Raw genomic sequence first — 11,785 nt, 5'->3', positions numbered from 1 at the left:
GCGGCCGTCGGCGCCGTCTCGTACCGGGAGACCCGGCGGGGGAGCGGGGTCGGCTCGTCCTCGGCGCGCATGTGCTCGGACGTGACCGGCTCGGGTCTGCTCAGGGTGATGGACGGGCGCGGTCCTGAGTCCGAGGCGGCCCAGGAGGGAGCCGGACGGCGCTGGTCCTCGCCGGAGTCGACGGCTCCCGACCTGGCGGGGGCGAGCGCCTTGTCCGGTCCGGCGTGTGCTGCCGCCGAATCGCCGGAGGCCAGCGCGCTCATCCGCAGCAGCAGCGTCGCCGGGATCGTGATCTCGGACGTCACACCGCCGCCCGGTGTGCGGGCCAGCGTGACGTCGATGTCCCAGCGGCGGGCCAGCGTACCGACCACGAACAGGCCGAGCACCTTCGTCGGCACCAGGTCCAGACGCTCGCGGCGGATCAGCCGGGCGTTCTCCTCGGTGATGCGCTCGGCGCTCATCCCGAGGCCGTGGTCGGCGACCACGATCAGCGCGTCGTCGCCGTCGGTGCGGACGACCACCTCGACGGGGCTGCCCGCGGGGGAGAACGAGACCGCGTTCTCCAGGAGTTCGGCCACCATCAGCGTGAGGTCGCCGATGATGTCGGGCTCCACCATGATCTCGGTGTCGGCGCGCAGCCCGACCCGCTGGAAGCCCTCGATCTGGCCGAGCGCGGCCCGTACCACGTTGGTGAGTTCGGTGGGTCCGCCGTCGAGCACCGTCTCGCGGATGCCGGCGAGCAGCATCAGACTGTCCGCGTTGCGGCGCAGACGTACGGCGATGTGGTCGATGGAGTAGAGGCGTTCGAGGAGTGCCGGGTCGGTCTCGCCGCGCTCCACCGCGTCGATCAGCGCGAGTTGACGGGTCGTCAGGTTGCTGACGCGGCGGCCGACGTTGCCGAACATCTCGGCGACGTTGCGGCGGCTGACGACCTGGCGGGCCAGCAGTGCGGCGGCCGTGGTCTGCACATGGTTGAAGGCCTCGGCGAGGTCGCCGATCTCGTCCTTCGCGGTGACCGGCATGTCCCGCAGCAGCGGCGGCCCGTCGTCCTCGGCGTCGTCGTCGGCCACCCGGGCCAGTTCGCGGCCCGCGACCTCGGCGACCTGCTTCGCGGCACCCGTGAGGGCCTGCACCGGGCGGACCACCGAGCGGCGCACGATCACCGAGAAGACGATCCACAGCGCGAAGCCGAGCAGCGAGAGGTTCAGCAGCAGCCCGGCACGCCAGGAGGCGGAGCTCGACGCGCTGTCGGCGCGGGTGGCGATCTGGCCGATCAGCGAGTTGGTGATCTTCAGTCGGCTCTCGGCCTGCTGCGGGTAGGCGGGGTAGTCGCTCATGGCGTCCGCGAACGCCTTGCGGACCGCGCCGGGCGACTCGGCCTGCAGCCCGCTGGGGTCGATCTGCAGCTCGGCGTACGCCTCGGCGATCTCCCGCTGCGGGGTGGTGTGCTCGATGCCGGACAGGTGGTCGGCCTGCTCCTCGGTGGCGAACCGGGCGAAGCGGGAGGCCTGGTAGGTGTACAGGTCGTAGGAGCCGACGGCGTTGGTGAACTCGATGAGCGCGTTGCTGTCACCGGTCGTCGCCGAGAACACGCTGGTCTCGAACGAGCTGTGGGCGGCATCGGCCCGCAGCACGGAGTCCAGCAGGTTGCCGGTGAAGGTGGTGGCGAGGTTCGCGTTGTGCTCCAGGTCGAGCCCGTCGATCAGACCGTCCGAGGCGCTGGTGTACGCGGGGTCGATGTTGTCCGCGGGGAGATAGCTCTGCTCGACCGTGTTGCGCAGCGTCTCCAGGCCGTTGATCTCCCTGAGCGCCTGGGCCTCGCCGGCCGGCAGCCGGTCGCCGAAGGTGTCGCGCACCTTCTCGACCTGCTTGTCCACGGCCACCTGGGCCGCCCGGTAGGCGTTCTGCGAGGGGGTGCCGCCGTCGTTGGTGGCCTCGAAGCGGACGGAGAGCAGGATGGCCTGCTGGTGCTCCGCCTCCACGAGGTTCACCAGCTCGGCGACCTGGCCGCTGTCCCGCACCAGTCGGGCCGCGTCGCTCGCGTCCGTCGACTGCCCGATCTCATCGGTGATGAGATACGCCAGCAGCACCGCGACCACCGCGAGGGGTACGCCGACGAGCAGATTGAGCTTGCGCCTGAAGGGCCAACGGTCTGCGAAGCCCCGTATGGACACCAGGCCTCCTTCGTGGGGTGTTGTCACGGTACGCGCAGCGACACACGTGACTGTTTTTGATCGAAGCGGCCCCCGCACACCGCTGTGACCGACGCCAACTCCGGGGAGACTACCGCCTCTTTGAACGATCAAGTGCGTCGCCCTACGTCAAGAATCAATTACAAAGCGCCCGTGTTCGTGACCGGTCCGTTTACGTTGCCTTCACAACTGGGCACTCATTGAGGCCAATCGGTGACCAGAGTTCTCTTGACTGACCAAGAACCGGCTGGATTGGATCAGCGGAGTGCGGCATTCACGCCCCGCGCGTGGACGCCACAGCCATGCCTGCACGCCTGTGCCAACATCCAACCCCGGAACGGGAATTGTGACTTCTAAAGCGAAGAACAGCTGGTCCAGCACTAGGTACCCCGGCGCGGCGGCCATCGCCCTCGCCGCCACGGCTGCGCTTGTCACGGGATGTGGGTCGTCCTCCGACAGCAAGTCCGACAACCCCCTCTCGGGCGGCAAGGCCAGTGGCGACACGGTCGTCGTCGGCTCGAACAACTTCGCCGAGAGCATCCTGATCGCCGACATCTACGGCGAGGCCCTCAAGGCCAAGGGCGTCAAGGTCACTTACAAGCCGAACATCGGCAGCCGCGAGACGACGTACGGCCTGCTCAAGAACGGCACCATCACGGTGCTGCCCGAGTACAACGGCGCCCTGCTGGCCTACCTCGACCCGAAGGCCACCCCGGCGACCCTCGCCGCGACCACGGCCGCGATCAACGCCAAGCTCGACACCAAGCTGACGCTGCTGGACCCGGCCGCCGCCGAGGACAAGGACACGGTCACGCTCAACGCGGAGACCGCGAAGAAGTACAACCTCACGTCCGACTCCAGCATCGCGGACCTCAAGTCCATCGCCAAGGACCTGGTCATCGGCGCCTCGCCGGAGTTCCAGACCCGGCAGCAGGGCCTGGTGGGCCTGAAGTCCGTCTACGGCCTGGAGTTCAAGTCCTTCAAGGCGCTGGACGCGGGCGGCCCGCTGACGGCCGCCGCGCTGAAGAAGAACACCGTGCAGGCGGCGGACCTCTTCAGCACGGACCCGACCATCACCAAGGAGAAGCACGTCACGCTCCAGGACCCGAAGCGGCTCTTCGGCTTCGAGAACGTGCAGCCCCTGGTCTACAAGAGCGGCCTCTCCGCCGCCGGTGTGGCCGCCCTCGACGCGGTCTCCGCGAAGCTCGACACGGCGACCCTGCTGGACCTCGACACCCAGGTGGGCTCCCAGAACAAGGACCCGCTGGACGTGGCGAAGGCCTGGCTGAAGACGGCCGGCCTGAGCTGACCCGTTCCGCCGCCGACGCGGGTGCCTCCGTTCTCCGGGAGGCACCCGCGTCGGCGTGCCCGGACGCTCAGTAACCGACGTGGAACGTCGCGTCCTGCTGCTCGGTCGTCGTCGAGATCGGGTCGATGCGCAGCACGTAGTTGGAGTGCCGGATGTAGCGGGTCGGGTTGTTGTACGACCGGAAGGACGCCCAGGAGGAGTCGGCGAGCCCCGCGGTCCGGTAGAACGTGGCGTCCCCGGCGAACGTCGACGTGCCGTCGTTCACGTCGAGTTGGAGCGCGTAGTTGTAGTGCCGCAGGTACCGGGTCGGGTAGTTGACCGACTGGAAGGACACCCCCGCGCTGTCCGCGAGACCGGGCACCAGGGTCCACTGCGAGTCGGTGTACGGGTCGAAGGCGTACTCGTCTATCCGGCCGATGAAGTTGGAGTGCCGGACGTAACGGGCCGGGTAGTTGTAGGACTTGAGCCGGTTCCAGGCGGGCGTGCCCCACTTGGCGATCAGGTTGTTGTACTCGGTGGTGGTGATCGGCTGGATGCCGCAGTGCTTGGAGTTGAGCGGCTGCGTGTAGAGCTTCTGGTCCACGGCGGTCCAGGTGCCGGCGGCGAGGCTGCTGGTCTGCCAGGCGTAGAAGACGCCGTTGGGGTCCCAGGTGTCACCCCACAGGTACCAAGTGGAGCTGGACGTGAGCGACTTGACCAAGGTCGGGGCCTCGGTGCCGTTGTGCGAGACCGCCGTGCTGAACTCCGTGAAACTGCCCGGGTCCAGTGACGTGGACTTCGCGCCGACCAGCGTCGAACTCTTCTTGAAGTAGAGGTAGTTGACCCCGTTCACGCCCACGGCGAGATCACCGTCGATGACGTCGTAACCGGGGTCGAAGAACACCTGCGGATCACCGGCGGTCACGAAGTCGCTCGTGTAGTTGACCATGATGACGTTGTGGCCGCTGTCGTTGACGGCCGAGTAGATCACCCCGTACTGCCCGCGCCCCGCGTCCCAGTACGACTCCGGCGCCCAGGCGTGGGTGTCCAGGCTGTGCACCTTCATCCGCCGGTAGCCGGTGAAGGTGCGCAGATCGGTGGAGTCCCAGACGTGGATGTACTGGCTGACGTACGTCCAGTCGGTGCCGTTGAGGTCGGTGGCGAGGACCACGAAGGTGCCGTCCTGCTTGCGCAGGATGAACGGGTCGCGCAGGCCGAGGGAGCCCGCGGTGGGGGTGGCGACGGGGGCGTTCTGGTTGAGCGGGGTCCACTCCAGACCGTCGGGGCTGACGGCCAGGTGCAGACCGTAGTTGGCGCCCAGGAAGGTCGGCGACTCGGTGAAGTAGCACATGACGTAAGCCGAGTTGGTCGCCGCCTGGGCGCTGCCGGCGCCGAAGGTGAGCGCGCCGGTGGCCGCGAGGGGGACGGTCGCGGCCATGCCGAGGAAGAGGCGGCGGGAGGGGTGGGGGAGAGAGGGGACGGCCATGTGTTCTCCAGGGGATATGAGCGGCCCAGTGATCCATATCAACGTTCGACATTCCGAACGAGGTTCGGTAAGTCGATCAGAAGGTAGAGATGGGGCGTGTGCGCGTCAATGACACGGTCGTGCTTGGCCGGTTCTCGTCCTTCACCTGGGCATCTACTGAGGGCCTCCTGTGTGGATCGGGAGTTCCGTCCGCGTCCTGGCCGCCGCCCCGATCGCCACCGCGTCACCGCCCAGCCGCGCCGGCAGCACCCGCACCGGATGACCGCTCACCGGCGGCTCCAGCGCCAGCGTCTCCCGGACGGCCGACTCGACCAGCGTCCACGACCGGCTGACACCCCCGCCGATCACACACGTCGTGACATCCAGCAGCCCCGCCGTGATCAGCAGCGCACGGGCGAGGCCGCGGCCCGCGTCCCGGTACACGGCGAGCGCGTCCGGGTCGCCGCCGTGGGCCGCCTCGGCGATGGCGCGGGCGGTACGGTCCACACCCGTCCGCTCCTGGTACCGCGCCGCGATCGACCGCCCCGACGCCAGCGTCTCCAGATGCCCCCGGCCGCCACATGTGCACGGCAGTTCACCGAACCCGGGAACATGGCCGATCTCGCCCGCCGCCCCGTGCGGCCCTTCGTAAAGGGCGCCATTCAGCCACAGTGCGCCACCCACCCCCGTGCCGAGCGTCATCCCGAGCACGTTCTCCTCACCCGCGACGGCCCCCTTCGCGACCTCCCCGCGCAGGAACGCGTTGACGTCGTTGTCGAGGAACGCCGGTACACCCAGGGCCTGTTCGACGGCCGCCGTCACCTCGAACCCGGCCCAGCCGCGAAACGAGTCGCTCGCCACGAGGATCCGCCCGGCCCGCGCGTCCACGAGCCCGGCCGCGCCGACCCCGACCCCGAGCAGCCGGGCGGGCGTACGGTCCAGCAGCAGCCGTAGCGCGGAGAGTGCGGCGGCGAGCATGGCCGCCCCGCCCTCGCTCGCCGGGGTCGGCACCTGCGTCCGGTCCAGGACGTCGAGTTCGGCCGTGCACAGCACGACCTGGGTGGTCGTCCCGCCGATGTCGACGCCGACGATCACCTGGGGAGAGTCCCTCACGCGCCGGCCTCCGTCCCCAACGCGACCCGGTGCTCTCTCCGTTGACGCTGAAGCACCGGATCAGGGACCGGTACGGCGGCGATGAGCCGGCGCGTGTACTCGGTCTCCGGGTGCAGCAGCGTGCTCATGGTCGGCCCCTGTTCCTCGACGCGTCCGCTCCTCATCACGACGACCCGCCCCGCGAACTGCTGCACCACGGCGAGGTCGTGCGAGACGAAGAGACATGCGAACCCGAGCTCCGCCTGCAACTCGGCGATCACTTCCAGCACGGTCTGCTGCACACTCACGTCCAGCGCGCTCGTCGGCTCGTCCGCGACCAGCAGCCGCGGTTCGAGGACCAGTGCCCGCGCGAGACTCACCCGCTGCCGCTGCCCACCGGACAGCTCGCGAGGCCCACGTCGCGCCAACTCCCGTGGCAGCCGCACCAGTTCGAGTACCTCGGCAACCCGCTCCCGCCGATCGGCGGCACCCATCCCACGCCGGTGCACCCGCAGCGGCTCGGCCACGCACTCCGCGACACTCATCCGCGCGTCCAGCGAGGCCACCGGGTCCTGCAGCACCACACCGACCCCGGCCAACAGGGCCCGTCGCGCCCGCCCCCGCGCCTTGCGCAGATCGGCCCCGAAGAGCGAGACAGCGCCCGACTCCGGCGCCACCAGCCCAAGAGCCACCCGCGCGGCGGTCGACTTCCCCGACCCGGACTCACCGACGAGCCCCACGGTCTCCCCGGCCCGCACGGTCAGTGACACATCCTCCAGCGCACGCACGGCACGCGGCCCACGCCCGAACTGCACACTGACATCCCGGAGTTCGACGACCGGCGCTCCCTCGGCCTCCTCTCGCACGACGCCCACCGGCTCGCTCACCGCAAGCCGGGGCACCGCCTCCAGCAACCGCCGCGTGTACTCATGCGTGGGCCGCAACAGCACTTCCTCCACCGCCCCCGTCTCCACGACCTCCCCCTCCAGCATCACGGCCACCCGGTCGGCGAAATCGGCGACGACCCCCATGTTGTGCGTGACCAGCAGCACCCCTGTCCCGGAGTCGACGGCCAACGCCCGCAGCAGATCGAGGATTTCGGCCTGCACGGTGACGTCAAGCGCGGTGGTCGGCTCGTCCGCCACCAACAACCCGGGCGAGTTGGCGATGGCCATGGCAATCACAACCCGCTGCCGCTGCCCGCCGGACAACTGGAACGGAAAGGCGGAAGCCCGCCGTTCAGGCTCGGGAATCCCGACCCGGCGCAGCAACCCAACTGCCTCCGCAGCGGCCTCCTGCCGGGAGACGTCCCGATGATTCCGTACAACTTCCGCTATCTGCTTGCCGATTCGGGTCAGCGGATCGAGAGCGGTGGCCGGTTCCTGGAACACCATCGAAGCCGTACGCCCCCGCAGTCGCGCGAGTTCGGCCTCACCGGCCCCCACGACATCCGTACCGCCGACCGTAACGCCCCCGGAGGCACGGGCGTTGCCGGGCAACAGCCCGAGCGCGGCGAGCGCCACGGTCGACTTCCCGGACCCGGACTCACCGACGAGGGCGAGCGTCTCACCGGGCGCCACCCGCAAGGACACCCCGCGTACGGCGGGCACATCACCGCTCTCGGTGGAGAAGGTGACGCCCAGATTCGCTATCTCCAGGATGTTGTTCATCCCCGTCCCCTCACGTCGAAGGCGTCGCGCAGCCCGTCGCCGATCGCGTTGAACGCGCAGACGACGAGGATGATCGCGAGGCCCGGTGGCACGATCAGCCACCAGCGTCCCGAGTAGGCGGCCGTCAGCCCGGCCGACAGCATGCCGCCCCAGTCGGTCGACGGCGGCTGAACTCCCAGCCCCAGATAGGACACATAGGCGACGAGCAGGATCGCGTCGGCGACCTGGAAGGTGGCCGCGACGACGATCGTCGACACCGAGTTGGGCAGGATGTGCCGGGTGATGGCCCGGCTGTGCGAACCGCCGATGGCGCGCAGGGTCAGCACATAGTCCCGGCTCTTCAAGGTCAACGTCTCCGCCCGCACCAACCGCGAAGGCACGAGCCAGGACACCAGCCCCAGGATGACGATCAGCCCCGGCACGCCCGGCGTGGTGATCGCCGACACGACCAGCAGGATGAACAGCGCGGGGATCGCGATCCCGGCGTCCACGACCCGCATCATCACCGCGTCGACCCACCCACCGGCGTATCCGGCGACCGACCCCCACAACGTCCCGATGACGGTGGCGAGCACCCCGGCCGCGAGCCCGACGAGCAACGACACCTTCCCGCCGTACATGAGCCGCCCGAGCTCGTCATGCCCGACGGCGTCCGTACCGAGCCAATGGGAGCCGCTGGGGCCGAGGTTGACCTGCGTGAGATCGGTATGGGTCTGATCGGTGGAGTAGAGAAGAGGCCCGACGAAGCAGAACAGAAAGAAGAGGGCAACTACTACGAGTCCGGCGACGGCAAGTTTGTTGCGCGCGAAGCGCGCCCTCAGGGGCGCGGGGAACTGCGCGAGCAACCCCCACCGGCTGGCACTTTGAACACTCACGCCCGACCCCCCTTGACCCGAGGATCAACAACTCGCTGCACGACATCCGCAAGCAACGTCCCCACCACCGTCGCCACAGAGATCACCAACACACACCCCAACAGCACCGGATAGTCCGAAGACTGAGCCGCACTCCAGAACAACAGCCCCATCCCCGGGTAGTTGAAGAGCTGCTCAACAACCAACGCACCGCCGAACAACACCGGCACGTAGTACCCCAACATGGCGATCACCGGCGTCAACGAGTTCCGGAAGACGTGCTTGAAGAGGATCGCCCGCTGCCGTGAACCCCCCGCCCGAGCCGTCCGCACATAGTCCTCGGAGAGGTTCTCCAAGGTCGCCGCCCGCATGTACCGACTGAACACGGCGACCATCGAAGCTGCCCCCGTCACCACAGGCAGCACCAACGCGACGGGATCCGCGAAGACTTGAGCCACCGTGTCCCCCTGTGGCGCCTGCGAAGGAAACCAGCGCACGACCTGCGTGAAGACCATCACCAGCACAAGTCCCAGGAAATACACGGGAGTCGAGTACGCGACGAAACTCAACGTGGTGATCACATAGTCGGCCGGCTTGTTGCGCCGCACCGCCTGCCACATGCCCAGCGGAATGGCGAGCGTCAGCCCGACAACGGCCGACAGCACGGTCAACACCAGTGTTTTCGGCAGCCGTTGCGCAATGAGCTGCGACACCGCCTCGTTCAGGGTGTACGACGTGCCGAGGTCCCCGTGCAGCAACTGCCGCAGGTAGTACAGGTACTGCACGGGCAACGGCCGGTCGAGCCCCTGGTCGTGGTCGAACAACGTGATCTGCTGGGGCGTGGCCTGCGGGCCGAGGATCCCGCGTGCGAGACCCCCGGGCAGCGCGTGCAGCAGACCGAAGACCACGACCGTCACGATGAGGATCACGACGAGCGCCTGGGCGATCCGCCGGGTCAGATACAGGAGGGTGTCCATGCCTCAGCTGGTCCACTTCCACTGTGCCGGGTGGAAGTTGGCGAGCGGGTCCTGCGAGAAGCCGCCGAGGCCGTTCTTGACCACGGAGATCTGGTAGTCGGGCTCCGGCAGCCAGATCACCGGCAGGTCTTTGGCGAGGGCCGCGCTGTAGTCCTGGACCGCCTGCGTCGAACTCGACGTCGTGGACGCGGAGATGAGCTTGTCGACATCGGCGTTGGAGTAGTTGCCGAAGTTCGCGCCGCCCTTGGTCTGGAAGAGCGAGTCACCCGTCGGGAAGGCCGGGAAGTACCAGCTGCCCGCCGTACCGAAGTAGGAGAGCTGCCACTTGCAGATCGACTGCGAGGCGGTGCACTGCGGGGTCTGCGACAGCACGGAGTTGACCGGCGCGGTCTTGATGGAGAACTTGATACCGGTCTTCGCCAGCGAGGACTGGATCGCGCTCATCATGTTGTCGGTCACCGTCGAACCGGACTGCGACAGCACCTGCATCTGGAACTTCGTCCCCTTGGCGACCCCTGCACCGCACTGCGCGGCGCCGGTGCCGGGGCTCGTGCAGGTCATCACCCCGCCCTGCTCGCTCCAACCATGGCTGCTGAGCAGCGACTTGGCGGCCGAGGTCGAGAACGGATACGGGTCGCTCTTCTGCGCGGCCGACAGGAACGACGAGGTCTGCGCCTGCGGGACCGGCCCGTATCCGGGCACCGCCGTCCCGTTGAAGATGACCTTCGCCAGAGTGCTCTGGTCGATCGACCGCTGCACGGCCTGCCGGGCGTAGAGCTGCTTGAACACGGCACCCATGGAAGGGTTGTTGAAGTTGTACGGCATGTAGGTGATCGCCCAGCCGGACCACGGCTTCACCGTGTAGCCCCGCGCGGTGAAGCTGTCCTTCTGGTCGAGGTCGGTGGCCTCGATGTAGCCGTAGTCGACGCTCCCGGAGCGCAGCGCGTTCTTCTCCGCGTCCGCCGTCGTGAAGGGGAGGAGGTTCACGGTGGGGATGCCGGCCTTCTCACCGCCGTCGTACTTCGTGTTGGCGGCGAGGACGACCTTGCCGGCCGTGGAGAAGGACTTCACGGTGTACGGGCCGCTGACCGTCTTCCACAGGGCGTTCGTGGCGTACCCGTTGATGTTCTTCGCCGCGCTGTTGAGGTACGTCCAGTCCTTCTTGGCGTCCCCGGCCTTGTCCCACACGTGCTGGGGGAGCGGGTTGATGGAACTCAGCTCGTTGGCCAGCATCCACTGCGGGTTGTAGGCCTTGTCGAAGGTGATGGTGAAGTGCCGGGCGTCCACGGTCTTGAAGGACGTCCAGTTGTCCGGCGCCTTGCCCGGGTTGTAGCCCGCCCACTGCGCTTTGTTCGCCTTGATGAGGTCGAACCAGAACTTCACGTCGGCGGAGGTGATCGGCTTCCCGTCGCTCCACTGCCGCTCGCCGAGGGTGATCGTGACGCTCTTGTTGTCGGCCGCGAAGTCCGCCGCGGTCGCCACCGAGCCCTTCTTGTTCCAGCCCATGGCCCCGGTCGAGCCGTCATAGGCGATCAGCGGCTCCCACAGCGCGTTCGCGATGGAGATGTTGTTGGTGTTGAGGTGGGCCGCGGTGCCGATCGGCAGGATCCAGTTCGGGGTGAAGTTCGCGGGCAGCGCGTAGTCGATGGCGTCGCGCGACCCGGAGGACGACGTACCGCTCGACCCGGAACAGCCCGCGAGCAGCAGCGAGGCCGTGGTCAGGGAGGCACCGGCGAGGAGTCTCTTGCGGACAGGGGACATGGTTCTCCTCGGAAGAAGAGGGGCGGAGGCGGGAGTGAGGACAGTCAACGGCCCCTGTGGGCGAAGAAACAGGCGTGCCGCTGTAAAAAGCCTGTTACTGCCGTTCTGGAAAAAGCGAACAGGCCGTCCGAGTGACTTACGCTCGTCGCCTCGATCACCCGAGCCGGAAGTAACTTCCCTCATGCCTGAAAAAAGTGCGCACCGCCGGAAAAGCACCTCGGGCGTCTCCTCACTGGCCGAGCACGTCCTCGAACTCCTCGCCTCCGGGCAGGCCGCGACCCGCACCGACCTCGCCGAACTGCTCGGCGCCGCGCCCTCGACGATCTCCCTCGCGGTGAGCCAGCTGGTGTCCCTGGGCCTGGTCGCCGAGCACGGCACGCGCTCCTCCACCGGCGGCCGACCGCGCAAGGTGCTGCGGCTGGGCGGCAGCGACGGCTTCGCGGTCGCGGCCGAGCTCGGCGGCAAGCACGCGCATGTGGGCGTCGT

Annotated in this window: 9 protein-coding genes; 2 read left to right on the top strand and 7 right to left on the bottom strand. The window is 68.2% G+C overall.

The features are described from left to right. Nucleotides 1-2,174: sensor histidine kinase (locus R6V09_RS33140; RefSeq protein WP_317885154.1), on the bottom strand; the 2,174-nt coding region annotated here is incomplete at its 3' end. Between the two features lie 364 nt (nt 2,175-2,538). Here R6V09_RS33140 and R6V09_RS33135 point away from each other — a divergent pair. Next, nucleotides 2,539-3,501 carry an ABC transporter substrate-binding protein gene (locus R6V09_RS33135; RefSeq protein WP_317885153.1) on the top strand — a complete coding sequence of 321 codons (963 nt, stop codon included), beginning with the start codon at nt 2,539-2,541 and terminating at the stop codon, nt 3,499-3,501. Nucleotides 3,502-3,568: 67 nt separating this feature from the next. Here R6V09_RS33135 and R6V09_RS33130 read toward each other — a convergent pair whose 3' ends face one another. The 6 genes from R6V09_RS33130 to R6V09_RS33105 all read right to left on the bottom strand — a co-directional run bounded on the left by R6V09_RS33130 (nt 3,569) and on the right by R6V09_RS33105 (nt 11,299). Next, nucleotides 3,569-4,966, bottom strand: a complete 1,398-nt coding sequence (locus R6V09_RS33130) for a glycoside hydrolase family 43 protein (RefSeq protein WP_317885152.1) — start codon at nt 4,964-4,966, stop codon at nt 3,569-3,571. Between the two features lie 153 nt (nt 4,967-5,119). After that, nucleotides 5,120-6,058, bottom strand: coding sequence for an ROK family protein (locus R6V09_RS33125; protein WP_317885151.1), 939 nt, complete (start codon nt 6,056-6,058; stop codon nt 5,120-5,122). Continuing rightward, on the bottom strand, nt 6,055-7,707 hold the full coding sequence (locus R6V09_RS33120; protein ID WP_317885150.1) for an ABC transporter ATP-binding protein: 1,653 nt from the start codon (nt 7,705-7,707) through the stop codon (nt 6,055-6,057). The genes R6V09_RS33125 and R6V09_RS33120 overlap by 4 nt, the downstream gene beginning before the upstream one ends. Then, nucleotides 7,704-8,552, bottom strand: coding sequence for an ABC transporter permease (locus R6V09_RS33115; RefSeq protein WP_317885155.1), 849 nt, complete (start codon nt 8,550-8,552; stop codon nt 7,704-7,706). The genes R6V09_RS33120 and R6V09_RS33115 overlap by 4 nt, the downstream gene beginning before the upstream one ends. A gap of 26 nt (nt 8,553-8,578) precedes the next feature. Next, entirely contained in the window at nt 8,579-9,538 is a 960-nt protein-coding gene (locus R6V09_RS33110) for an ABC transporter permease (RefSeq protein WP_317885149.1), read from the bottom strand. Nucleotides 9,539-9,541: 3 nt separating this feature from the next. After that, a complete protein-coding gene (locus tag R6V09_RS33105) occupies nt 9,542-11,299 on the bottom strand; it encodes a peptide ABC transporter substrate-binding protein (RefSeq protein ID WP_317885148.1) in 1,758 nt (585 codons plus the stop codon). Between the two features lie 181 nt (nt 11,300-11,480). Here R6V09_RS33105 and R6V09_RS33100 point away from each other — a divergent pair. Further along, nucleotides 11,481-11,785: helix-turn-helix domain-containing protein (locus R6V09_RS33100; protein WP_317885147.1), on the top strand; the 305-nt coding region annotated here is incomplete at its 3' end.

Source organism: Streptomyces sp. W16, from assembly GCF_033194735.1.
Taxonomy (GTDB): domain Bacteria; phylum Actinomycetota; class Actinomycetes; order Streptomycetales; family Streptomycetaceae; genus Streptomyces.
The sequence above is the reverse complement of the archived record's forward strand: the minus strand, read 5'-3'. Positions and strand labels throughout refer to the sequence as shown.

Bases quoted from the DNA above. Each gene is read 5' to 3' on its own strand.
- R6V09_RS33130 (WP_317885152.1), bottom strand. From the start codon at position 4,966: ATGGCCGTCCCCTCTCTCCCCCACCCCTCCCGCCGCCTCTTCCTCGGC.
- R6V09_RS33120 (WP_317885150.1), bottom strand. From the start codon at position 7,707: ATGAACAACATCCTGGAGATAGCGAATCTGGGCGTCACCTTCTCCACC.
- R6V09_RS33110 (WP_317885149.1), bottom strand. From the start codon at position 9,538: ATGGACACCCTCCTGTATCTGACCCGGCGGATCGCCCAGGCGCTCGTC.
- R6V09_RS33105 (WP_317885148.1), bottom strand. From the start codon at position 11,299: ATGTCCCCTGTCCGCAAGAGACTCCTCGCCGGTGCCTCCCTGACCACG.